We start from the raw sequence: 21,612 nt of genomic DNA on the forward strand, positions 1-21,612 counted from the left end.
GGCCCTCCGCTCGCCGCCCCGTCCGGGGTCACTCGCGGCGCAGGTGCGCGAGGCAGGCGCCGGGTTCGGCGAAGGGCTCCAGCCGGTCGGCCTCGACCGGCGCGTCCAGTTCCTTCAGCGCGCCCTGCATGAGGCCGAGGTGGACGTCGCAGACCAGCGGCCCGTACTCCTCGGCGAGCTCCAGGAACGGGCAGTGCCGCAGCCGGATGAGGTCGCCGCCCGGGCGGGGGGCGAAGTCCAGGTCGTCCAGCAGGGCGGTGAGCCGGTCGGTCGCCTCCGCGGCGCTCAGCCGCTGGAACGGCGGCGGCCGGTCGACCAGGTAGCGGCCCCACTCGCGGCCCGCCCGCGCGGCGCTCTCGCGGGCGGTGGGCCCCTCCGCGGCGAGCCGGCTGAGCAGGATCTGGGCGAGCAGCCGGTAGCCGCGGGCGCCGCCGCGGTCCATGCCGGGGCGCGGGGCGTAGACGGTGCGGGGGCGGCCGGGGCCGGAGGGCTGCTCGGCGGTGCGCTCGACGGTCCCCTCGGCGGTCAGGGCGTCCAGGTGGAAGCGCGCGGTGTTGGCGTGGACGCCGAGCCGCTCGGCGACCTCGGCGACGCCCAGCGCGGCCCCGGCGTCGCGCAGGATGTCCAGCACCTCCTGGCGGCGGGAGCGTTCGGCGGTCATCTCAGCCCTCCTCCGCCGGCGGCAGCGCGGCGATCAGCGGATGGTCGCGGTCGAGCGCGCCGAGCTTGCTCGCGCCGCCGGGCGAGCCGAGGTCGTCGAAGAACTCGGCGTTGGCCCCGGTGTAGTCCTTCCAGCGGTCCGGGAGGTCGTCCTCGTAGTAGATGGCCTCGACCGGGCACACCGGTTCGCACGCGCCGCAGTCGACGCATTCGTCCGGGTGGATGTAGAGGGCGCGCCGTCCCTCGTAGATGCAGTCGACCGGACACTCGTCCACGCACGCCCGGTCCTTGACGTCGACGCACGGTTCGGCGATCACATAGGTCATGGCGCGCTCCTCGTCTCCGTCCGACTCCCTATTTCTCACAATCCTACATGTAAATAATAAGGCAACGGCCGGGGCTACCAAAGTCGGTCCCGCCGTCGACCTGCGGCCGCGTTCGCACCCGGGCGGCGTGGCTACCGTGGGACACGTGGACCTTGGACGACCGTGGCGCGACTGGCTCGGTGACCTCGGCGCGGCGGGCGCCGCCCTCCTGCTCGGCTGGGTGCTGCTCCAGGGGACCGTCGACGACCTCCCCGCCGGCGAGACGATCTCGGTTCCCCGGGATCTGCTGATCGGCGCGGTCACCTGCGTGTTCCTCCTGCTGTTCCGGCGCCGCCACCCCGTGGCGGTCGCGGTGACGATGGTCTTCGCGCAGTGGACGGCGACGGCGGCGCTCGGCACGGGCGCGGTCGCGATGTACTCTCTGGCGATGCTGCGGCCCTGGCGGATCGCGCTGCCGGTCGCCGGCGTGAACCTGGCGCTGATCCTCGGGCTGTTCTGGGCGCTGTCGACCGCGCCGGAGGCCCGCGAGGGCAGCGTGGTCTTCGGGCTCCTGTACGGGGTGCTGGTCACGACGGGGATGCTCGTCCGGTCGCAGCGGCAGCTCATCGCGTCGCTGAAGGAGCGGGCCGGGTCCGCCGAGACCGAGCAGCGGCTGCGGGTGGAGGAGGCCCGGCTGCTGGAGCGCGAGCGGATCGCCCGGGAGATGCACGACGTCCTCGCGCACCGCATCTCGCTGCTGGCCGTGCACGCGGGGGCGCTGGAGTACCGCCCGGACGCGCCCGCCGACCAGCGCGAGGCCGCCGGGGTCATCCGCCGGAGCGCCTACGAGGCGATGGAGGACCTGCGGGAGGTGATCGGCGTGCTGCGCGACGACACGGCCGGCGCCGAGTCCGACCGGCCGCAGCCGACGCTCGCCGACGTGGCGGGGCTCGTCCGGGAGTCGCGGCGGGCCGGCGCCCGCGTCGTGCTGGAGGACGGCGTCCTCGATCCGGGCTCGGTCCCCGACCGGGTCGGGCGGCACGCCTACCGGATCGTCCAGGAGGGGCTGACCAACGCGCGCAAGCACGCGCCGGGCGCGGACGTCCGGGTCGTCCTCGCGGCGGGCGGCGACCTGGACATCGAGATCGTCAACGGGCTGCCGCCCTGGCCGCCCGCGGCGGCGCTGCCGGGCGCCGGGGCCGGGCTCGTCGGCCTCGGCGAGCGGGTGGCGCTGCTCGGCGGGACGCTGGAGCACGGCCGCACCGGCGACGGGCGGTTCCGGCTGCGGGCCCGGCTGCCGCTCGGAACCGCGCATGCCGGCGAGGCCGGCGGGAAGGACGAGGTGCATGGCAGCCAACTCCACTGACCGGCCCGTGCTGGAAGAACTCGACCGCGCCGAGTGCCTGCGGCTCATCGACGGCGGCACCATCGGCCGGGTCGCGTTCGACGACGGCGAGGGCCCCACGGTGATCCCGGTGAACTACGCCCTGGACGGCGACGCCGTGATCTTCCGGACGTCGTCGTCCGGCCGGATGAACCGCAGCCTGCTGACCTCGGTGGTGGGCGGGGAGGTCCGGGCGGCGTTCCAGGTCGACCGGTTCGACGAGACCGACCACGTCGGGTGGAGCGTGCTGCTGCGCGGCGGCACCCACCACCTGACCGAGCAGGAGCGGGCGGACGTGGCGCAGGTGCGGCCGTGGCCGGGCGGCGACCGCGACGAGTGGTTCCGGCTGGCGGCGCACGAGGTCAGCGGCCGCCGGCTGTCCCGGCCCTGACCGGCCCGTAGGGTGATCGGATGGACTCCCCTCCCGTCCGGGTGCTGATCGTCGACGACGACGCGCTCGTCCGCGCCGGCCTGTCGATGATGCTGGCGAACGCCGCCGGGATCGAGGTGGTCGCGGACGTCGCCGACGGCGCCGAGGTCGTCTCCGCCGTCAACGAGCACCGGCCCGACGTCGTCCTGATGGACATCCGGATGCCGCGGGTGGACGGGCTCGCGGCGACCGGGCTGCTGCGCTCGCGGCGCGAGCCGCCCGAGGTCATCGTGCTGACGACGTTCGACACCGACGACCACATCCTGCGGGCGATGCGGGCCGGCGCGAGCGGCTTCCTGCTCAAGCACACCCCGCCGCCGGAGATCGTCCGCGCGATCCGGCAGGTCGCGGCGGGCGAGCCGATGATGTCGCCGGCGGTGCTGCGCAAGATGATGTCCTACGTCGCCGAGCGCGGCGGCGACCCGCGCCGCGACCGCGCCCGCGAGCTGCTGGCCCGGCTCACCGACGGCGAGCGGGCCGTGGCCTCGCTCGTCGGGCGGGGCCGGACCAACGGCGAGATCGGCGCCGACCTGTCGCTCAGCGTCGCGACCGTGAAGGCGTACGTGTCGCGGCTGCTGACCAAGCTCGACCTGAACAACCGGGTGCAGATCGCGCTCCTCGTCCACGACGCCGCCCTCGACGACGACTAGCGGCCGGGGCCGCGCGGCACCAGCGGGACGTGCCGCAGCAGCAGCGCCGCCGCCAGCCCCACCGCGACGACGGGCAGCGCGGTGACGAAGAGCGCCGAGAACGCGTCGGCGAACGCGGCGGCGACGCCGTCCCGCACGGGTTCGGGGAGGGTGGCCAGGACCTCGGGGCGGACGGCGTCGGCGAACGCGGGGACCCGCCCGTCCGGGACGCGCCGCACGACCTCCTCGGCGAACCGGTTCGCCACGATCGCGCCGAAGACCGCCATCCCGGCGGCGGTGCCGAGCATCCGGGTGGCGAACACCCCGGAGCCGGCCGCGCCCAGGTCGCGGCGCGGCGCCGCGTTCTGCGCGATCAGCATCACGACCTGCTGCGACAGCCCGGCCCCGAAGCCGAGGACGGCCATGTAGCAGCCGGCGGTGAGCAGTCCGGTCCCGGCGTCCATCGTGGCCAGCAGCGCGATGCCCGCCCCGCTGATCGCCATGCTCGCCGCCGGAAGGCGGTGGTAGCGGCCGGTCCGGTGGACGTAGCGGCCCGCGGCCACGGACGCGGCCGGCAGCGCGGCCATCATCGGCAGCAGCAGCAGCCCCGAGCGGGTGGCGCCCACTCCCCCGACGACCTGGAAGAACATCGGCAGGTAGACGGCGAGCCCGAAGCCGGTGGCGCCGCCGACGGCGGCGACGACGCAGGCGACGGCGAACGACCGGTCGCGGAACAGCCGCGGCGGGATGATCGGCTCGGCGGCCCGCCGCTCGGCGAGCACCCACCCGGCGAACAGCGCGGCGGAGCCCGCCGCCAGCGCGAGGACGGCCGGCGAGTCCCACGCGTACCGCGTTCCGGCCCAGCTCGTGAACAGGGTGAAGCAGGTGACGGCCGCGCCGAGCAGCACGATGCCGGGGTAGTCGACGCGCGGCCTGCCCTCGGGCCGGGGCAGCCGCAGGAACAGCACGGTGGTGGCCGTGGCGGCGATGCCGAGGGGTAGGTTGAGGTAGAACACCCACCGCCACGAGGCGTGGTCGGCGAGGAAGCCGCCGATCAGCGGCCCCGCGATGCTCGACACCGCGAAGTTGACCGCCGAGTAGCCCTGGTACCTGGCGCGCTCGCGCGGTTCGAACAGGTCGCCGGTGAGCGCGAACATCGAGCTCATCAGGCAGCCCGCGGCGGCGCCCTGCACCGCCCGGAACACGATCAGCCAGGTCATGCTCGGCGCCGCCCCGCAGGCCGCCGACCCGGCGAGGAAGCCGAGGAGCCCGGTCAGCAGGACCGTCCGGCGCCCGAACAGGTCGCCGAGGCGCCCCGACAGCGGGACGGTGACGCTGGTGGCCAGCACGTACGCCGTGGACACCCAGGCGATCCGGTCGAGCCCGCCGAGGTCCCCGACGATCGCCGGCAGCGCGGTGCCGAGCACCGTCGCGTCCAGCGAGGACATCAGCCCGCCGAGCAGCAGCCCGCCGAACACCACGAGCCGGTGCCGGTGGGACATCGGCGCGGTCGTCGCAACCATGTGCACCTCACATTCATATGCGTTGGGCAATTGAATGCTAAGAGCACATGGTTGAGCCGCGCAAGCCAACTAGACTGGCGGGCATGGGCGAGGAGGCACTCGACTCGGTCGAGCGGAGCATGGTCAGGCTGCGCCGGGGCATGTCGCGGCAGCGGCTCGGCAAGGCCGCGGTCCGCGAGCACAACCTCCCCGTGGACGTGCAGGTCCTGCACGTCGTGGACGTGATCGACGAGGGCCCCGACGACCCCGGCCAGGAGATGAGCGTCGGCCTGGTCGCCGCCCGCCTGGGCGTGGACGCCTCGCGCGGCAGCCGCATCGTCGCCGAGGCGGTCAAGTCCGGCTTCGTGCGGCGCGTCGCCTCCCAGGAGGACGGCCGCCGCATCCACCTCGAGCTCACCTCCGCCGGCCGGCGGGTCGTCGAGGCCACCCGGCAGACCCGCCAGGAGCACTTCGCCAAGGCCATGGGCGACTGGACGGACGCCGAGCGCGCCGAGTTCGCCCGCCTCCTGGCCCGCTTCGTCCACGGCTACGACGACTGACCGCCGGAGCCGCGGCCCGCGCTCACCCCCCGGTCGCCGAGCCCGGGCGGACGATCATCAGCACGACGACCACCGCCCACAGCACGTTGAACGTGCCGGTGTACGCGGTGAGCCGGGCCGCCGCCGCGTCCCGGCCGGCCGCCTGCGGGGGCAGGCCGAGCAGCCGCCGCTGCCCGGGCAGGATCGCCAGCGCGAGGACGCCCGCGGCGACCGCCGTGAGGACGACCGACGCGATCAGCCACGCGTCGGTGAGCACGCCGAGCTGCGCGCCCGTGGCGAACCCGAAGACCGGGACGGCGAGCCCCACGAGCCCGTAGCCCCGGCAGACGCGGTGCAGGAACGCCGCCGTCCCGTCGCCGGGGGCCGCGGCCCGGACCTGGCGGGGGAACACCGACGCGGCGACGGTGATCGGCCCGATCGCCAGGATCGCGGCCAGGACGTGCACGGTCAGCAGCACCTCGGTCATGCGTCCGCCTCCAATGTGTTGGCACCCAATATGTTGGCTGTCAATACGTACCATGCCTACACGTCCGTTGTGTAGGCTGCCTACTCATGAAGGCGGACGCGGTACGCGGGCATCTGGACGGGCTGCTGCTGGCCGTGCTGGAAGCGGGCCCCCTGCACGGCTACGCGATCATCACCGCGGTGCAGCGGCGCAGCGGCGGCCGGCTGGAGCTGCGCACCGGCACGATCTACCCGACGCTCCAGCGGATGGAGCGGCTCGGGCTGCTGCGCAGCGGCTGGGACTCCGGCGGCGGGCGGCGCCGCCGCAGCTACGAGCTGACCGACGCGGGCCGGCGCGCCCTCGCCGACGAGCGGACGGCCTGGCGGGAGTTCACGACCGCCATCGGCTCCGTCCTGAACCCGGCGACATGAGCGCCCGGGACACCGGGGACGACCCGGTCGAGGAGTACGCCGCCGCGCTGGCGGGCGCCCTGCGCGGACCGGCGCGCGCCAAGGCGCGGATGGTCGAGGAGATCCGCGACGGGTTCGCCGACACCGTCACCGCCCACGCCGCCGAAGGCGTCCCCTACGGGCACGCCGTCCGCCGGGCCGTGCGCGAGTTCGGCACCGCGGCGGAACTGGCCCCCGGCTGCCAGCGGGAACTGACGATCGCGCAGGTGCGGCGCACGGCGCGGGCCGCCGCGCTGGCCGTGCCGTTCCTCGCCGGCTGCTGGCCGCTGATCTGGGCGTCCGGTCCCGGCGGCGGCTGGCCGCTGCGGCTGCTGGCCGTCCACCTGGGCTGCGTCGCCGCCGTCGCCGGGCTGCTCGCCGCCGCCGCGCTCGCGGCCACCGGCCCGGTCGCCCGCCGGCTCCCGCCCCCTCCCCGGCTGCCGCTGGCGGTGGCGTGGGCGGGCACGGCCGCCGCCGTGGCGATGGCCGTCGGCGCGCTCGCCCTGGTCGCCGCCGCCGTGCTCGCCTCGGACTGGCCGCTGATGCTGCTGTCCGGCGCCTTCGCGGCGGCCTCGCACGCCGTCGTCGCGACCGCGTCCCGCACCTGCCGCGAATGCGCCCGGCTCGTCCCGTCCGGCTAGGACTCATCCTCCGGTCGCATGCCGGCGGCGGGCGGCTGCACCCCTGGTCGCGGGCAGGCGCGAGCGGCTTCGGCCGCGGGTCGGACGGGGCCGGGGCGGCGGCCCGGTTAGGGTGCTCGCATGGGTGGTCGGCGCAGTCCTCGCCCGCCGCGCGGCCGGCTCCGCGACGCCGCCCTCGCCGGCGGCGTGCTGGCGGTGGTGTCGGTCAGCAGCCTGAACTCGGTGATCGGCGACGCCTGGCGGGAGCCGTGGGCGCGCACGGCGGCCGGCTGGGCGCTGATCCTGCTCACCTGCGGGGCGCTGTACTTCGCCCGCCGGTTCCCGGTGGCCGTGGCCGCGTCCGTCCTCGTCTCGACCGGCGTGTACTACGTCACCAGCGTCCACGACGGCGGTCTGATGATCGCGGTGATCGTGGCGCTGTACCTGGTCGCGGCGCAGGGCCGGGTCGAGGCGGCCGTGGTGCTGGCGGCGCTCACCGTGATCGCCACCGGCACCGGGACGCTGCTCGGCAACGAGGACGTCAACGGCGTCGCCGTGTTCATGCTGACCGGATGGGTGGTGGCGATGGTCGCGCTGGGCTGGGTCCGGCACAGCCGCCTCGCGTTCCTGCGCGAGGCCGAGCGGCAGGCCGCGACCGAGGAGCGGCTGCGCATCGCCCGCGAGGTGCACGACGTCGTCGGGCACCACCTGTCGCTCATCAACGTCCAGGCCGGGACGTCGCTGCACCGCTTCCACCGGGACCCGGCGCAGGGCGAGGCCGCCCTCGCCGCCATCAAGCAGTCGAGCCGTGAGGCCCTGCGCGACCTGCGCGCGACGCTCGGCGTGCTGCGGCAGGCCGACGAGGAGGCGCCGACCGCGCCCGCGCCGGGCCTGGACCGCATCGGCGAGCTGGTCGAGTCCGCGCGGGCGGCGGGGCTCACCGTGCGCAGCAGCGTCTCCGGCGCCGCCGACCCGCCCACGGAGGTCGGGCTGGCCGCCTACCGGATCGTCCAGGAGTCGCTCACCAACGCCTCGCGGCACGCCCCCGGCGCGGAGGTCGCCGTCAGCGTCGAGCGCGGGACCGGCGAACTGCGCGTCGAGGTCGCCGACGGCGGCACCGGCCGGGCGGCGGTCGCGGGCGCGGCGGGCAGCGGGGTGGACGGCATGCGGGAGCGGGCCCGCGCCCTCGGCGGCGAGCTGACCGCCGGCCCCGGACCGGGCGGCGGCTTCGTCGTGCGGGCCCGGCTGCCGTACGAGAACGGAGCGTCCGGCCGGTGATCGAGGTGCTGCTCGCCGACGACCAGGGCCTGGTGCGGGCCGGGTTCCGCTCCATCCTCGACGACGAGGACGACATCACCGTGACCGGCGAGGCCGCGGACGGCGAGCAGGCCGTCGCCGCCTGCCGCGCGCTGCGCCCCGACGTGGCACTGCTGGACGTGCGGATGCCCCGGATGGACGGTCTGGAGGCCGCCCGGAAGATCACCGGCGATCCGCGGCTGGACGGGGTGCACGTCGTCATCCTCACCACGTTCGACCTGGACGAGTACGTGTACGGCGCGCTGCGCGCGGGCGCCACCGGCTTCCTGTTGAAGGACACCGAGCCGGCCGAGATGATCCACGCGGTGCGGGTCGCGGCGCGCGGCGACGCGCTGATCACCCCGTCGGTCACCCGGCGGCTGATCGGCGAGTTCGCCGGGCGGGCCGACGCCCCCGAGCCGGGCCCCCGGCTGCGCTCGCTCACCGGCCGCGAGCGCGAGGTCATGCTGCTCGTCGCCGCCGGGCACAGCAACGACGAGATCGCCGGGCGGCTCGTGCTCAGCACCGCCACCGTCAAGTCGCACGTCAGCCGCATCATGGCGAAGGCCGGGGCGCGCGACCGGGCGCAGCTGGTCGTGATGGCCTACGAGTCGGGCATGGTCAGCCCCCGCTGGATGCGACCCGGGAGGTAGCCGCGCCGCCGCGCCCGCAACTTCCGGGGTGGGCCGGGTGCGGCCTCCCGGCCGATGCCGCCGGGGGCGCCTGTTCCCGACGCTGGGGGCATGAGCATTCCGGGCGCCCTCATCGGGCTGGTCTGCGGCGGGGCCGCGGGCTTCCTGCTGACCGAGACCGTGGGCGCGTTCTTCACCTTCGTCCTTGACCGCACGCTCGACGTGGACGGCACGCCCGTCCTGCTGGCCGCCTTCGTCGTCGTGCCGATCCTGTCCGCCGCCGCCGGCGCCGTCGTCGGCGCCCGCCGCATGAACCGAGGTTGACGTGACCGTCCCCGTTCCCTCCGGCCGCTTCGGCCGCCTGGCCGCGTGGTCGCAGCGGCACCGCTGGGCCGCCCTCCTGCTGTGGGCCGCCGTGGTCGCGGCGATCACGGTGGGCTCGCAGGCCGCCGGCAGCGCCTACCACAACGACTTCTCGCTGCCCGGCACCGATTCGCAGGCCGCGGCCGACCTGATGGCCGAGCACGGCTCCCAGCAGGCCGGCGCGACCGTCCAGATCGTCGCGCGGGACGGCGGCGGGCTGGCCGCCGACCGCCGGGACATCGGGCGGATGCTCGACCGGGTGCGGGGCCTGCCCTCCGTCGCCGGTGTCGGGGACCTGACGGTGTCGGAGCAGGGCACCATCGGCTACGCCACCGTCACCCTCGACGCGTCCGCGCAGGACGTCCCGAAGGACCACGTCACGAAGATCATCGAAACGGCGCGGGCGGCGTCCGGGGACGGGCTGCGCGTGGAGCTCGGCGGCGACCCCGTGCGCGGCGCCGAGGAGGGCGGGGGCGGCGGCGCCGAGGGCGCCGGGATGCTGGCCGCCCTGGTCATCCTGGTGCTGCTGTTCGGCTCCCTCGTCGCCGCCGCGCTCCCCCTGGTCACCGCGCTGTTCGCGGTGGGCGGCGCGGTCGGGCTGATCGCGCTGGCCTCGCACGCGTTCACCGTCGCCGACTTCACGCCGCCGATCATGATGCTGATCGGCCTCGGCGTCGGCGTCGACTACGCGCTGCTGATCTTCTACCGGTACCGGCAGGAGCTGCGCGGCGGCGCCGATCCGGCCACCGCGACCCGCCGGGCCCTGGACGCCGCCGGGCGCACCGTCTTCTTCGCCGGCTGCACCGTGATCATCGCGCTGCTCGGCCTCATCGCGCTCGGGCTCGGCTCGCTGCAGGGCGTGGCGCTCGCCGTGGCGCTGACCGTGCTGGTCACCATGGCCGCGTCGCTGACGCTGCTGCCCGCGCTGCTCGGCGTCTTCGGCGGCCGCATCGAGCGGCACGTCCGCAAGCGGGCGGCGAAGGCCCGGCCCGGCGCGGACCGCTGGCACCGGCTGGCCTCGGCCGTCCAGCGCCGGCCCGTCCCGGCCCTGCTGGCCGCCGTGCTGGCGCTGCTCGCCCTGTCGGCCCCGGCCCTCGGCATGCGCCTCGGCTTCGCCGACGCGGGCAACGACGCCCCGTCCACCACGAGCCGCCAGGCGTACGACCTGCTGGCCGAGGGCTTCGGGCCCGGTTTCAACGGCCCGCTCATCGTGGTCGCCAAGGGCGACGCGGGGCCGCTGCGCACGGCGCTGGCCGAGACCGAGGGCATCGCCGCGGCGACGCCGCCGATCCCGTCCCGCGACGGCGCGGTGTCCGCCGTCATCGCCTACCCGGCGACCGCGCCGCAGGACGCGGCGACCACCGCGCTCGTCCACGACCTGCGCGAGGACGTGCTGCCCGGCCTGTCGGCCCGGACCGGCACCGAGTACCTGGTCGGCGGCCCGACCGCCGCGACCCAGGACTTCTCGGACGCCGTGTCCGCGCGGATGCCGCTGTTCGTCGCGATCGTCGTCGGCATGTCGGCGCTGCTGCTGATGGTGGTGTTCCGCTCGGTCCTGATCCCGGTCAAGGCGGCGCTGCTGAACCTGCTGTCCATCGCCGCCGCGCTCGGCGCGATCACGCTGGTGTTCCAGGACGGCCGGTTCGGCGCGCAGAGCGGCCCCATCGAGGCGTTCATCCCCGTGATGATCTTCGCGATCGTGTTCGGCCTCTCCATGGACTACGAGGTCTTCCTGGTCTCCCGGATCCACGAGGAGTGGGAGCGCACGCGGGACCCGTCGCACGCCGTCCGGGAGGGCCTGGCCGCCACCGGCGGGGTCATCACGGCCGCCGCCGCCATCATGATCGTCGTGTTCGCGGCGTTCATCCTGAGCCCGGACCGCATGCTCCAGCAGTTCGGCCTCGGCCTCGCGGTCGCCGTCCTGCTGGACGCGGTGGTCATCCGCTGCCTGATCGTCCCGGCCGTGATGCAGCTCCTCGGCCGGCACGCCTGGTGGCTCCCGGCTCCGCTGGCGAGGCGCCTGCCCCGGGTCGCCCTGGAGCGCCCGGCGGAGGACCTCGGCCACCGCGAGGGCGTATCGTCCGCTCCGTGAAGCCGATCATGCTCCGCGACGTGGATCCCGAGGACGCGCGGGCGGCGGTGGGCGGCAAGGCGCGCGGGCTCGCCGTGCTGCGGCGCCACGGGTTCCGCGTCCCCGCGACCTGGGTGCTGCCCGCCGGTCCGGGCACCGCCGGTCCGGGCGCGGCGGATCTGAGCGGGCTCGCCGGGCCCGGCCTGTGGGCCGTCCGCAGCTCCGCCTCCGTCGAGGACGATCCGGTCCACTCCTTCGCCGGGCTGTTCCGCACCGAGCTGGGCGTCGGCTTCGGCGGGCTCCCGGCGGCCATCGCCCGGGTCGCGCGGTCGGGGGCCGGCGAGCGCGTCCGGGCCTACCAGGCGAGGGCGGGCCTCGCCGTCCGGGACGTCGAGGTCGCGGTCGTGCTCCAGCGGTACGAGCCGCCGCGGGAGTCCGGGGTGTGGATCGGGCGGGACCTGGAGTCGGGCCGGCTGGAGTGGGCGTCCGGCGCCGCCGAGGAGTGCACCGCCGAGGAGTGCACCTCCGGAAGCGGCGCCGGGCCGGCCGGGCGGGCCTGCCTCGGCGTGCAGCGGGCGCTGGACACCGTGGCCGACCTGGAGTTCGCCGTGCTCGACTCGGGCCTGACGTGGGTGCAGTACAGGCCGGTCACCCGGCCGGTGCCGGCCCCGGCCCCCGGTGGCGGGCCGCTCACCGGCGTCCCCGCGGCTCCGGGCGTCGCGGAGGGGACGGTGGTGTGCGCGTCCGGTCCGGCCGATCCGTCGTGGCGGCCCGGGTCGGTGCTGGTGATCGCCGGCACCGACCCGGAGTGGGTGCCGCTCATGGCGGAGGCGGCCGCCGTGGTCACCACCTCCGGCGGGAGCCTGTGCCACGCCGCGATCGTCGCCCGCGAGCTGGGGGTCCCGTGCGTCACCGGCGTCGCGGACGCCCTCGACCGGCTGCGCACCGGGATGCGCGCCGAGGTCGACGGGACCCGCGGCGCGGTCAGGGTGACGGGCCGGTGAGCAGGACGAGGAGGTCGTACAGGTCGCCCACGGTCTCCACGTCGGCGATCGCGGGCGCGTCGATCAGCGCCGCGCCGTAGGTCTGCTCCAGGACGAGGAGCAGCTCCATCGCGTCGAGGGAGTCGATCCCGAGGCCCCGCGCGATGTCGTCCTCCATGCGGATGCTGCGCCGGATCCGCTTGGCGGCCTCGTAGGCGTCCTCCAGGACGGTGAGGAACTCATCCGGTGAAGGCCGTTTCGGCATGGACCTCTCCCGTCGTGCCGTCGATGGTGATCACGTCGCCGGGGCGCAGCGCGGCGGCGCCCGGGTGGCCGACCACGGCCGGGACCCGGTGCTCCCGGGCCAGGATGGCGATGTGGGACATCGCGCTGCCGCGCCCGGTGACGACCCCGCCGACCAGCCCGAGCAGCGGGGCGGCGTCGGCGTCCGCCGACTCGCACACCAGGATGGCGGGGCGGCCGGCCGGGATCTCGTCGGCGGGCGGGCGCACCACCACGCCCGTCACGCGGCCGGGCGACACGCCGCTGCCCGCCGCCGGGGCCGCGTCCCGGCCCCGCCGCCCGCCGCCGGAGAAGTCGAGGCGTTCGGGCATGGGCGCGTCCACCGCCGCGGCGCAGGCCGCCGCGCGTTCGGCCGCGCGGCCGGCGAGGCCGGGCGCGCGGTGCAGGCGGCGGAGCTCCTCGATGGTGAGGTACGGCCAGTCCGCGTCGTCGAGCGGCCAGTGCCGGGCCAGCTCCGGCAGGACCCTGCGGTGGACGTGCAGCACCCGCATGACCAGCGACTTCGAATGCTCCCGTGAGGCCATCGTCTCCGCCATGACCCGGGCGAGGGCTCCGGCCAGGCGGCGCCGGCCCGGCCCCAGCATGCCGAGCGCCGCCTCGGCCGGGTCGACGACGGGGTCGGTGCCGGGGCGGTCCGCGGCGGGCTCGGCCCGGCGCCGGGCGCCGAACCGGGACCACGGCTCCCGGTCCTCGGCCACCTCGTAGAAGGACGTGCCGAGGAACTCGCCCGGCGCGAGGTCGCCGGTGAAGGCGTGCAGCCGCTCCCACACCAGTTCCGCGGGGCGGTTCAGCCACGGCGTGACGGCCTCGGCGTGCGGGACGATCAGCCCGTTCACCCGCCGCTGCACGACGCCCAGCGGCACGAGCCCGGTGGTGGCGACGATGTGGGCGTCCCAGGCGTCGTCCAGGACAGGGGCCGCGCGCGTCAGGACCTCGACCAGGCCCGCCTCGCCGCCCAGCGACACGGCGGTGCGGGCGAGCAGCTCCAGGTCGGCGGTCTCCTCCTCCAGCCGCCGCAGCTCGGGGCCGAGCCGGGTCAGCTCGCGGATCAGCCGGGGCAGCGCGGCGGCCTGGCGGAGGGCGCCCTCGCGCGCCCGGCCGAGCCTCGGCGGGCGGGTTCCCTCGAAGTAGGCGGCGGTGACGTCCTCCGGGGTGACCAGGGGCAGCCGGCTCGCCAGCCGCGTGTAGGCGGACAGGTTGTGGTACGGCTTGCACGCGAAGTAGCCGAGGAACACGTAGTGGCCGCCCTGCGCCCAGGGGCGCTCCCCGAAGCAGCGCGCGGCGAGGCGCCGGGTCGCGCGCTCCATGGGCGTGCCGACCAGCGACCAGGACACCGGTGAGATCCGGTCCGGCGCGACCTCGCCGAAGTTCCCGGCGCTGTAGACGGGGAGGGACGGGTGCGGGTCGGTGTCGATCGGCGGGAAGTGAGCGGTCACGCGAAGACCTCCCGGCCCGTCGCCTCCAGGTATCCGGTCGTGCAGCGCGGCGCGCCGCCGGGGACGGCGTCCAGGACGGCCGGGTCCAGGTCGAACCACGGCTCGCAGTAGCCGAGCAGGGCCGGCGGCACCCCGGCGCGGGACGCGAGCGCGCGCTGCAGGCGCCCCATGGCCGCGCTGTCGACGATGCGCGGGACGCGCCCGAGGGGGCGGCACACCGCCCGCAGCACGTCCGCCAGTGTCGGGCCGTCCGGGTCGAACCAGGTCCAGGTCGCTCCCGTGGCGGGCGCCTCGACCGCGCGCGCGACGACCTCGGCCGCGCCCGCCACCTCGCCCGCGTAGCACGGGAACTCCCCACCCCCGCGCAGGTGGACGGGGTACCCCTGGAGCAGCGGCCGGACGGCGGCGAGCAGCCCGTGCCGCGCCGACAGGGCACCCGGCGAGGCGGGGACGCCCAGCAGCGGGCCGAACCGCACGTTCGTGGACGGCACGTCGCGCGCCGCCCGCACGAGGCCCTCGGCGACGTACTTCCCGTACTCGTACCAGTTCCGGAAGCTCTGGCCGACGTACAGTTCGCGGTTCCCCACCCGGCCGGAGGCCCGTCCGAGCGCGAGGAGGGACGAGACGTGGACGAGGCCGGCGAACCGCTCGCAGCCGCGCGCCAGCGCGAGGACGTTGCGGACCCCGGCGGCGTGCAGGTCCAGGGCGTCGGCCGGCCCGGCGTCCCAGTCGACGCTGCCGAAGGCGGTCACGATGTGGGTCGCCTCGGCCCTGACCTCGTCGAGCGCGTCGCCCCGCAGCGCGAGGGACGGGCGGGTCGCGTCGCCCCGCAGGGCGCGCCGCGCGGGCCCGCCGCCGGAGCGGCTGAGGCCGATCACCTCGTGCCCGGCCCGCTCCAGGCGCGCGCACACCGCACCGCCCAGGTAGCCGGAGGCGCCGACGACCAGGACCTTCATCCGGGGAACCGCGCCATCGAACCGCCCGCGTCCGGGGTGTCCAGGCGGCGCGGCGGCGCGCCGAACAGCAGCCCGGCCAGCAGGCCGGGGTCGGCGGCGGGCAACTCCCCGCCGAGCAGCGCCGCCAGCCGGGGGCGGGCGAACACGCGGTCCAGGCCGACGTAGCGCAGCCCGATCAGCGCGTTGCGCGCCGCCGGCGCCAGCGGGAGGAAGCGGTGGGCGTTCTGGCTGGTCCAGACGAGCTGCCGGGCCGTCACGGAGACGACGCGCGGCGGGCGGCGGAACCGCTCGGGGTCGGCGGTGAACGCCGCGTCGAGCAGGCCGCGCACGCTGGGCGCCGCCTCGCCGAGGCCGAGATGGCAGATCAGCGGCCCGGCGTCCGGCGGGCCCGTGCCCGGCCGCCCCGCGTCCGGCGCGCCGGCGAGGCGGCGGACCGCGCGCAGCAGCGCCCGCGCGGCCACGTCCCTGGGCAGCGCGTCCACCCGGGCGGCGGGCATGGCGGGCAGGATCCCGCCGGGCAGGTCGTCCCACCGGTCCGCGAGCATGTAGAGGGAGTTGCGGCGCAGCGTCCGGCCCGTCGCGGCGCTGCCGACCAGCGCGCACAGCCGCAGGACCAGCAGCGGCGCGTCCTCGGCCGCGAGTTCGGCCAGCCGCCGCTCCGCGAGCCACTTGGCCTGCTCGTAGACGGTCCGGTCGGCGCGCCGCCGGTAGGGCAGCTCGGCGATCTCCCCGACGGCGCCGCCGACCGCGTAGGCCGACCCGGCGTACAGGTAGGGGACGCGGCGGCCGGACAGCGCGGCGAGCTCGCGCGCCAGCAGGTACCCGTGCTCGGCGCCCAGCACGTGGGTGGTGTGGAGGTCGGCGGCGCGGCCCGCCCAGTCGGTCTCGCCGGCCAGGTTGACGACGGCGTCGGCCTCGGCGGCGAGCCGCCGCACCGCCGCGTCGTCCAGGCCCCAGCGGGGCGACCGGACGTCGCCGTGCACGGGCTCGCCCGCCACCGCCGGGTCGGGCGCCTGGAGCCGTCCCGCGCGGCGGCCCCGCGCCGGGACGCGCAGGAGCGGGACCACGGTGCAGCCCGCCTCCCCCGCCGTCTCCAGCAGGCCGGCGCCGAGCTGGCCGGTGGCGCCCGCCACCAGCAGCCTCACGCCCCGTCCCCAACGGAGGCGTCCCCGACGGAGGCGTCCCCGACGGTGGCGTCGTAGGCGGCGAAGTCGGGGACGAGCCCGGCCGCCACCATCTCCCACATCATCTCGTCGGTCCCGCCGCCGACCCGGCCGATCCTGACGTCGCGCCACATCCGTGCCATGGGGGTCTCGTCCTCCAGGTAGCCCATCCCGCCGAACAGGTGCATGCACTCGGTGACGGTCCGCTCGGCGAGCCGGACGGCGGTGACCTTCAGCGCGGCCGCCTCCCGCGCCCCGGCACCGCCCGGCTGGAACGCGGTGGCGGCGGCGCCGTGCACGCCCGAGCGCAACGCGACCAGCTCGGCCTGGAGCCGCGCCAGCCGCAGCCGGAGCGCCTGGTGCTCGATCAGCGGGCGGCCGAACTGGCGGCGCCGGTGCAGGTGGGCGCAGGCCAGCCCGATCGCCAGCCCGCAGACGCCGGCCGCGTGCGCCGCGACGGCCATCCGCTCGTGGCTCAGCGCCCAGGTCGCCGCGGTCAGGCCGAGTCCGGGGCGGCCCAGCACCGCCTCGTCGGGCACCCACGCGTCGATCGCCGTCCATGTGGTCTCCAGCGACGCGGCGCCCAGCGTGGCGAGCCGCCTCACCTCGCGCAGGCCCTCGGCGGGGACCCGGACCAGGCTGAGCGCGGCGAGCCCCGAGCCACCCGTCCGGCACAGGACCAGGGCGAAGTCGGCGGCGCGGCCGAGCGACAGGTACTTCTTCTCGCCGCGCACGCGCCAGCCCGCACCGTCCCGGACGGCCGCGGTGCCGATGCCGTTGATGTCCGAGCCGCCGGCGGGCTCGGAGGCGCCGAAGCAGCCGACCAGGTCGCCGGCGAGGACGCCCTCCAGCGTGCGGGCGAGCAGGTCGGACCGGCCGTAGCGGGCCAGGGCCGCGGCCACGGTCTCCACGACGACGCCGACCCCGATGCCGACCCCGCCCGCCCGCGCCAGTTCCTCCGCGAGGATCGCGGCGCGGCCGGGATCGCCGCCCGGGAGCGGCGTCCAGCGCTCCCGGACGAGCCCGGCGCGGCCCAGCGCGGCCAGCGCCGCGCGGGGGAACGCGCCCGCCTCCTCCGCCGCGGGCGTCAGCGGCATGATCTCGTCCCGGACCGCGGCGCGCACGCGGTCCCGGAAGGCGTCCACGTGCGGGCCGGTGAGGCCGGCCGCGTAGAGCGGCCCGGTCACCGCCCGGCCCCCGCGGGCTCGGACGAGGACAGCAGCGGGCCGTCGATCTCGCCCGCGAGGAGCCTCCGCCACATCGAGCGGCGGCGCGGCTTGCCGCTGGAGGTCAGCTCGATCGCGGCGGCCCGCACCCGCACGACGCGCACGGCCACGTCGGGGCCCACGAGCGGGGCGAGGCACGCGACGACGCCCTCCGCGGACGGTGCGGTGGTGAGCACGCACACCACGGGGTCGTCGTCCAGGTACCCGGCGAGCACCGCGGTCCGCCGCCGGGCCAGCAGGCCCTCCTCGGCCAGGGCCGCCTCCAGCTCCTCCACGTACACGTTGCGGCCCCGCACCTGGAGGCTGTCGCCGATGCGGCCGACGACGTAGAGCTCGCCGCCGGTCATGAAGCCCGCGTCGCCGGTGAACAGCACGCCGTCCTCGAACCGGGTGGCGGGGTCCTCCTGCGCGCTGGTGTGGCCCAGCGCCACCGAGGGGCCGGCCACGGTGATCTCGCCGAGGCTCCCGTCCGGGACGCGGCGGCCGGCGTCGTCGGCGATCCGCACGGTGAGCCCGTCCAGCGGCGTCCCGCAGCCGACGTGCCAGACGCCGGGGCCGGCCGGCGCGCGCCGGGAGACCTCCGCCGCGCCGAGCAGCGGGAGCGGCTCCCCCATCCGGAGGGGGCCGGGGGCGACCGCGACGGCCGGCGCGGCGCGGCCCAGCGGCGCGCAGGTGACGCCGAGCGTCGCCTCCGCCAGCCCGTAGGCGGGGCGCAGCGCCGACGGCCGCAGGCCGCAGGGGCCCAGCAGGTCCAGGAACGCGGCGGCGGTGTCCAGGCGCACCCGCTCGGCGCCGGTGACGACCGCCTCGACCCCGGACAGGTCGAGCCCGGCGACCTGCTCGGGCCGGACGCGCCGCACGACGTACTCCAGGCCGAAGTTCGGCATCAGCATGACCATGCCCGGCCGGGCGTGGTGCTCGCGCAGCCAGCGCAGCGGCCGCTGGACGAACTGCTCGGGCCGCATCAGCGCGACCGGCTCGCCCCGCACGACCGGGGTGAGCAGGCCGAAGACCAGCCCGAGGTCGTGGTGCAGCGGCAGCCACGGCACGCCGGTCCCGGCGGCCCGGCCGGCCCAGCGCCGCCCGATCATCGCGATGTTGGCCTCCAGGTTGCCCCGGCTCACCCGGACGCCGCGTGCCCTGCCGCGCGATCCGGAGGTGAACTGCAGGAGGGCCGTCTCGGCCGGTGGCCATGATCCACGCGGGGCGTCGGCGGCGCTCGCGGGCGCCAGGACGGCGCGTCCCGGCCCGGCGACCGCGGCCGCGGCCCCGGCCAGGTCCGGGTCGGCGAGCACCAGGTTCGCGCCGGACTCGGCGATCACGTGGGCGGCATGGGCGCGCCACCGGCGGGCGGCGCCGAGTGCGGCGGGCGGCGCGAGCGGCGCGGGGGTGCCGCCCGCGGCGAGGATCCCGAAGAACGCGGCGGCGAACCCGGGCCCGGTCCGGCGCAGGACGACCGCGGTCTGCCCCGTGGTGAGCCCCCGGTCGCGCAGGTCGCGGGCGGTGGCGCGGACGTGCCCGGCCAGCGCCGCGTACGAGAGGGCCTCCCACGTCCCGTCCTCGGCGAGGAAGCGCAGGCCGGCGGACTCCGACGGCGCGTCGAGCCAGTCCAGGAGCCCGGCGGTCACGGCAGGTCCAGGGTGAGCCGCAGGTCGCGGTGCAGTTCCATCCAGACCTCGTGGTAGGAGTCGCAAAGGACGCCCGTGAGCGCCCCGGCGTCGCCCGACTCGAAGCGGTCGCGGGCGGCGGTGAGGCGGCGCGCGTACCCCGCGTACCGGCCTCGTGCGCCGGCCATGTACACCGCCACGGCGAGCAGGCTCCGGTGCAGGTCCGCCAGTTCCGCCCGGACGTCCGCCTCGGCGGCCTCCCCGCGCTGCCAGCGGGTGCACAGCTCCTTGACGCGGTGGTCGAGCGGGACGAACCGGTCGTGGCAGGCGCGCAGCGTCGCGGCGGCGTCCGGGGTGAGGTCCGCGCGCACCTCCGCGGCGTGCCGCGACCGGCCCTGTTCCGTGACCCGCCACACCTCGCGGGCGGCGACGAAGACCGCGGCGCCCGCGCCGGCGAGGTTCCGCGCCGCCGGCAGGACGGCGGACTCGGGCCTGCCGGTCATCAGGCTCAGCTGCGCCGTCCCGGCCATGCCCTTGACGCACAGCGCGTGCAGCACCGCGAACGCGTCCGTCATGACCGCGCCCCGGCCGGGGCGGGCACGTCCAGGGCGGGCGCGGCCATCGCCTCGGCGAAGCCGCGCAGGATGCGCGCGGGCATCTCCTCCGCCACCTCGGCCGCGGCCTTGCGCGCGAGGTCCAGTTCCTCGCGGCAGGCGGCGACCGCGACGGCGAGCGCCTCGCCGCGCAGCCGCGGGTCGGCGGCCACCGCGCCGGCGGTGAGGCCGGGCGCGCCGAGCAGGTCGGGCAGGGCCGAGACCCGGCCGTCGAGCATCGCCTCCAGCGAGGTGTCCAGGCGGGTGCGCAGGCCGCGCACGGCCAGGACGTCCTCGGCGTGCACGAAGACCCGGCCGCAGTGCCGCCCGAACTCGCGGAGCGGGGCGACGGTCGCGGAGGGGGCGTCCGCCAGCAGCGCGCCGGCCCGCAGCGGGTACTCGAACATCGCCGCGAACACGTCGGTGGCCGAGGTGCCCGGCGCCCCGTCCAGGTACCGGGCCCGCAGCACCGTCAGCTCCGCGAGCCAGTCCGAGAACGACCACGACAGGCCGGGCGCGTGCTCGGCGACCAGCGTGCACGCCTGGGCCAGGAGGAAGTCCCCGGCGAGGACGGTGGTGGCCGACGCCCAGTCGACGCCGCGCCCGCCGGGCAGCGCGGGCGCCGCCGGGCCGAGGAAGGCCAGCCCGCCGAGCGAGGCCAGCTCGATCGCCGAGCCGGTCGGGGCGTGCCCGATGTCGGGGTGGGCACCGGTGCTCATGAGGCCGGCGCACAGCAGCGCCGCCGGCCGCAGGCGGCGGTGGGTGGGGCCGGCTCCGGTGATGAGCATCCGCGCGATGAACGGCCACTCGCCCCGCACCGCCGCGACCGACACCTCGTCGCAGCCCGCGAGGAACGGCCGCAGCACCAGTGACTCGCGCGGGCCCGGGTCGAGGGGCTCGGCGGCGGTCACGCCCGCGATGCCCTCGGGCAGCAGCACGGCGCGGCGGCCCTTGCCGAAGAACGGGTGGTCGCTCTCGGCGGTCGCGGCGAGCACCCGCCAGGCGAGGTGGTACCGGCGGGCCGCGTGCCGGGCCGTCTCGAAGTAGCCGACGAACGCGCGGGTGAGCGCCGCGCGGTAGGAGCGCGCCGCCTTCCCGGGGTCGCCGGGGTGGCGGGCGATGGACTCGGCGGCGAGCAGGCCGCTCTGCACCGCGTAGCTGAGCCCCTCGCCGGTGAACGGGTTGACGAGGCCGGCGGCGTCGCCGACCGCCAGGCGGCCGTCCTCGGCCGCGCGCTCGGGGGCGAAGCCGCTGTCGACCGGGCCCCACGACAGCGGGCCGTCCGGGCGCGCCCCGGCGAACCGCGGGTCGGCCTCGGCGAGCCCGGCGACCGCCCCGGCCATCAGGGACGCGGCGTCCGGGCCGCCGCCGGTGACGCCGATCGTGAACCCGCCGCCGGAGCCGGGCAGCACCCAGACGCAGGACGGCTGGGCCTTGGGGTCGTTGCCGGCGGGCGTGACCAGCTGGAGGACGATCCGGCCGCCCGGCGCGGCACCGGTGAACCGCTGCGCGCACTGCAGCCGCGCCCCCGCTCCGCCGGACGCGCCGTCCGGCGCCGGGCCGGTGGCGAGGACGACGTGGCGGGCGGTGACGGCCGTCCCGTCGGCGAGTACGGCACGGTGGCCGCCGTCCGCGCGGCGCAGATCCGCCACGCGCCCGGCCAGCGTCACGGCGCCCGCCTCGGTCGCGGCCCGGCGCAGCGCGGCCAGCAGCCCGGCGCGGTCGCACACGGCCATCGCGGCGTCGTCGATCACGCGCCGGGTGCGGGCGCCGAACCACAGGTCGAGCTCTCCGGCCGGACGCGGGAAAGCCTCGTCCCAGCCGCCGAGCGCCGTCAGCGCGTGCCGGGCCGGGCCGCTGACGAGCACGTCGTGGACCGTTCCCCCGGACGGGTCGTCCACCAGCAGCGTCCGCAGGCCCCGGCGGGCGAGGGCGGCGGCGGCCGCGGTCCCGGCGGGGCCGCCGCCGGCGACCAGCACATCGACCGGCTCGGTCACAG

Annotated in this window: 23 protein-coding genes; 11 read left to right on the plus strand and 12 right to left on the minus strand. The window is 77.0% G+C overall.

Features of this window, described 5'->3' with window-relative positions; genetic code table 11:
• Positions 1 to 28: 28 nt before the first annotated feature.
• Both HUT06_RS23290 and fdxA read right to left on the minus strand, forming a co-directional pair.
• Positions 29 to 661 carry a metalloregulator ArsR/SmtB family transcription factor gene (locus tag HUT06_RS23290; RefSeq protein ID WP_138641398.1) on the minus strand — a complete coding sequence of 211 codons (633 nt, stop codon included), beginning with the start codon at positions 659 to 661 and terminating at the stop codon, positions 29 to 31.
• Position 662: 1 nt separating this feature from the next.
• The gene (fdxA, locus tag HUT06_RS23295; protein WP_176197669.1) at positions 663 to 986 is read right to left on the minus strand and encodes a ferredoxin; all 324 of its coding nucleotides are present in this window, start codon (positions 984 to 986) and stop codon (positions 663 to 665) included.
• Between the two features lie 145 nt (positions 987 to 1,131).
• Here fdxA and HUT06_RS23300 point away from each other — a divergent pair, with 145 nt between their 5' ends.
• Genes HUT06_RS23300 through HUT06_RS23310 form a run of 3 tightly spaced genes read left to right on the plus strand, consistent with a single transcriptional unit; the run spans position 1,132 to position 3,429 of the window.
• Entirely contained in the window at positions 1,132 to 2,331 is a 1,200-nt protein-coding gene (locus HUT06_RS23300) for a sensor histidine kinase (protein WP_254715344.1), read from the plus strand.
• Positions 2,312 to 2,740: a pyridoxamine 5'-phosphate oxidase family protein gene (locus HUT06_RS23305; protein WP_176197671.1), complete on the plus strand. Its 429-nt coding sequence runs from the start codon at positions 2,312 to 2,314 to the stop codon at positions 2,738 to 2,740. The genes HUT06_RS23300 and HUT06_RS23305 overlap by 20 nt, the downstream gene beginning before the upstream one ends.
• A gap of 20 nt (positions 2,741 to 2,760) precedes the next feature.
• A complete protein-coding gene (locus HUT06_RS23310; RefSeq protein ID WP_176197672.1) occupies positions 2,761 to 3,429 on the plus strand; it encodes a response regulator transcription factor in 669 nt (222 codons plus the stop codon).
• Here the strand turns inward: HUT06_RS23310 and HUT06_RS23315 are convergent.
• Positions 3,426 to 4,931, minus strand: coding sequence for an MDR family MFS transporter (locus HUT06_RS23315; RefSeq protein ID WP_176197673.1), 1,506 nt, complete (start codon positions 4,929 to 4,931; stop codon positions 3,426 to 3,428). The genes HUT06_RS23310 and HUT06_RS23315 overlap by 4 nt on opposite strands.
• Positions 4,932 to 5,014: 83 nt before the next feature.
• Here HUT06_RS23315 and HUT06_RS23320 point away from each other — a divergent pair, with 83 nt between their 5' ends.
• Positions 5,015 to 5,470, plus strand: coding sequence for a MarR family winged helix-turn-helix transcriptional regulator (locus tag HUT06_RS23320; protein ID WP_217711408.1), 456 nt, complete (start codon positions 5,015 to 5,017; stop codon positions 5,468 to 5,470).
• A gap of 22 nt (positions 5,471 to 5,492) precedes the next feature.
• Here HUT06_RS23320 and HUT06_RS23325 read toward each other — a convergent pair whose 3' ends face one another.
• Entirely contained in the window at positions 5,493 to 5,936 is a 444-nt protein-coding gene (locus tag HUT06_RS23325) for a hypothetical protein (RefSeq protein WP_176197674.1), read from the minus strand.
• An 86-nt stretch (positions 5,937 to 6,022) separates the two neighbouring features.
• On the opposite strand from HUT06_RS23325, the gene HUT06_RS23330 reads away from it, so the two are divergent.
• From HUT06_RS23330 to HUT06_RS44690, 7 genes are all read left to right on the plus strand, one after another.
• The gene (locus HUT06_RS23330; protein WP_176197675.1) at positions 6,023 to 6,346 is read left to right on the plus strand and encodes a PadR family transcriptional regulator; all 324 of its coding nucleotides are present in this window, start codon (positions 6,023 to 6,025) and stop codon (positions 6,344 to 6,346) included.
• Positions 6,343 to 7,005, plus strand: a complete 663-nt coding sequence (locus HUT06_RS23335; RefSeq protein WP_176197676.1) for a permease prefix domain 1-containing protein — start codon at positions 6,343 to 6,345, stop codon at positions 7,003 to 7,005. The genes HUT06_RS23330 and HUT06_RS23335 overlap by 4 nt, the downstream gene beginning before the upstream one ends.
• A 120-nt stretch (positions 7,006 to 7,125) precedes the next feature.
• Positions 7,126 to 8,262 (plus strand): sensor histidine kinase, encoded by a 1,137-nt coding sequence (locus HUT06_RS23340; RefSeq protein WP_176197677.1) that lies wholly within the window; start codon positions 7,126 to 7,128, stop codon positions 8,260 to 8,262.
• Positions 8,259 to 8,933 (plus strand): response regulator transcription factor, encoded by a 675-nt coding sequence (locus HUT06_RS23345; RefSeq protein ID WP_176197678.1) that lies wholly within the window; start codon positions 8,259 to 8,261, stop codon positions 8,931 to 8,933. Before HUT06_RS23340 ends, HUT06_RS23345 begins: the two co-directional genes overlap by 4 nt.
• A gap of 90 nt (positions 8,934 to 9,023) precedes the next feature.
• Positions 9,024 to 9,236 carry a hypothetical protein gene (locus tag HUT06_RS23350; protein WP_176197679.1) on the plus strand — a complete coding sequence of 71 codons (213 nt, stop codon included), beginning with the start codon at positions 9,024 to 9,026 and terminating at the stop codon, positions 9,234 to 9,236.
• Between the two features lies 1 nt (position 9,237).
• Positions 9,238 to 11,367 (plus strand): MMPL family transporter, encoded by a 2,130-nt coding sequence (locus HUT06_RS23355; RefSeq protein WP_176197680.1) that lies wholly within the window; start codon positions 9,238 to 9,240, stop codon positions 11,365 to 11,367.
• The gene (locus HUT06_RS44690) at positions 11,364 to 12,350 is read left to right on the plus strand and encodes a PEP-utilizing enzyme (RefSeq protein WP_176197681.1); all 987 of its coding nucleotides are present in this window, start codon (positions 11,364 to 11,366) and stop codon (positions 12,348 to 12,350) included. The genes HUT06_RS23355 and HUT06_RS44690 overlap by 4 nt, the downstream gene beginning before the upstream one ends.
• Here the strand turns inward: HUT06_RS44690 and HUT06_RS23365 are convergent.
• The 8 genes from HUT06_RS23365 to HUT06_RS23400 are packed head-to-tail and all read right to left on the minus strand — an operon-like array spanning position 12,331 to position 21,610.
• Positions 12,331 to 12,594, minus strand: coding sequence for an acyl carrier protein (locus tag HUT06_RS23365; protein WP_176197682.1), 264 nt, complete (start codon positions 12,592 to 12,594; stop codon positions 12,331 to 12,333). The two genes, HUT06_RS44690 and HUT06_RS23365, sit on opposite strands and share 20 nt — an antisense overlap.
• Positions 12,569 to 14,068 carry a PEP-utilizing enzyme gene (locus HUT06_RS23370; RefSeq protein WP_176197683.1) on the minus strand — a complete coding sequence of 500 codons (1,500 nt, stop codon included), beginning with the start codon at positions 14,066 to 14,068 and terminating at the stop codon, positions 12,569 to 12,571. The genes HUT06_RS23365 and HUT06_RS23370 overlap by 26 nt, the downstream gene beginning before the upstream one ends.
• The gene (locus HUT06_RS23375; protein ID WP_176197684.1) at positions 14,065 to 15,024 is read right to left on the minus strand and encodes an NAD(P)-dependent oxidoreductase; all 960 of its coding nucleotides are present in this window, start codon (positions 15,022 to 15,024) and stop codon (positions 14,065 to 14,067) included. Before HUT06_RS23375 ends, HUT06_RS23370 begins: the two co-directional genes overlap by 4 nt.
• Positions 15,021 to 16,169: an SDR family oxidoreductase gene (locus HUT06_RS23380; protein ID WP_176197685.1), complete on the minus strand. Its 1,149-nt coding sequence runs from the start codon at positions 16,167 to 16,169 to the stop codon at positions 15,021 to 15,023. The genes HUT06_RS23375 and HUT06_RS23380 overlap by 4 nt, the downstream gene beginning before the upstream one ends.
• Entirely contained in the window at positions 16,166 to 17,374 is a 1,209-nt protein-coding gene (locus tag HUT06_RS23385) for an acyl-CoA dehydrogenase family protein (protein WP_217711409.1), read from the minus strand. The genes HUT06_RS23380 and HUT06_RS23385 overlap by 4 nt, the downstream gene beginning before the upstream one ends.
• On the minus strand, positions 17,371 to 19,041 hold the full coding sequence (locus HUT06_RS23390) for an AMP-binding protein (RefSeq protein WP_176197686.1): 1,671 nt from the start codon (positions 19,039 to 19,041) through the stop codon (positions 17,371 to 17,373). Before HUT06_RS23390 ends, HUT06_RS23385 begins: the two co-directional genes overlap by 4 nt.
• On the minus strand, positions 19,038 to 19,595 hold the full coding sequence (locus HUT06_RS23395) for a hypothetical protein (protein ID WP_176197687.1): 558 nt from the start codon (positions 19,593 to 19,595) through the stop codon (positions 19,038 to 19,040). The genes HUT06_RS23390 and HUT06_RS23395 overlap by 4 nt, the downstream gene beginning before the upstream one ends.
• Positions 19,592 to 21,610: a lycopene cyclase family protein gene (locus HUT06_RS23400; protein ID WP_176197688.1), complete on the minus strand. Its 2,019-nt coding sequence runs from the start codon at positions 21,608 to 21,610 to the stop codon at positions 19,592 to 19,594. Before HUT06_RS23400 ends, HUT06_RS23395 begins: the two co-directional genes overlap by 4 nt.
• Between the last annotated feature and the right edge of the window lie 2 nt (positions 21,611 to 21,612).

This window comes from Actinomadura sp. NAK00032, from assembly GCF_013364275.1.
GTDB lineage: Bacteria > Actinomycetota > Actinomycetes > Streptosporangiales > Streptosporangiaceae > Spirillospora.

Coding starts and splice junctions, on each gene's coding strand:
- HUT06_RS23290 (WP_138641398.1), bottom strand. CDS start 661: ATGACCGCCGAACGCTCCCGCCGCCAGGAGGTGCTGGACATCCTGCGC.
- fdxA (WP_176197669.1), bottom strand. CDS start 986: ATGACCTATGTGATCGCCGAACCGTGCGTCGACGTCAAGGACCGGGCG.
- HUT06_RS23305 (WP_176197671.1), top strand. CDS start 2,312: ATGGCAGCCAACTCCACTGACCGGCCCGTGCTGGAAGAACTCGACCGC.
- HUT06_RS23310 (WP_176197672.1), top strand. CDS start 2,761: ATGGACTCCCCTCCCGTCCGGGTGCTGATCGTCGACGACGACGCGCTC.
- HUT06_RS23315 (WP_176197673.1), bottom strand. CDS start 4,931: ATGGTTGCGACGACCGCGCCGATGTCCCACCGGCACCGGCTCGTGGTG.
- HUT06_RS23320 (WP_217711408.1), top strand. CDS start 5,015: ATGGGCGAGGAGGCACTCGACTCGGTCGAGCGGAGCATGGTCAGGCTG.
- HUT06_RS23325 (WP_176197674.1), bottom strand. CDS start 5,936: ATGACCGAGGTGCTGCTGACCGTGCACGTCCTGGCCGCGATCCTGGCG.
- HUT06_RS23330 (WP_176197675.1), top strand. CDS start 6,023: ATGAAGGCGGACGCGGTACGCGGGCATCTGGACGGGCTGCTGCTGGCC.
- HUT06_RS23335 (WP_176197676.1), top strand. CDS start 6,343: ATGAGCGCCCGGGACACCGGGGACGACCCGGTCGAGGAGTACGCCGCC.
- HUT06_RS23340 (WP_176197677.1), top strand. CDS start 7,126: ATGGGTGGTCGGCGCAGTCCTCGCCCGCCGCGCGGCCGGCTCCGCGAC.
- HUT06_RS23350 (WP_176197679.1), top strand. CDS start 9,024: ATGAGCATTCCGGGCGCCCTCATCGGGCTGGTCTGCGGCGGGGCCGCG.
- HUT06_RS23365 (WP_176197682.1), bottom strand. CDS start 12,594: ATGCCGAAACGGCCTTCACCGGATGAGTTCCTCACCGTCCTGGAGGAC.
- HUT06_RS23375 (WP_176197684.1), bottom strand. CDS start 15,024: ATGAAGGTCCTGGTCGTCGGCGCCTCCGGCTACCTGGGCGGTGCGGTG.
- HUT06_RS23395 (WP_176197687.1), bottom strand. CDS start 19,595: ATGACGGACGCGTTCGCGGTGCTGCACGCGCTGTGCGTCAAGGGCATG.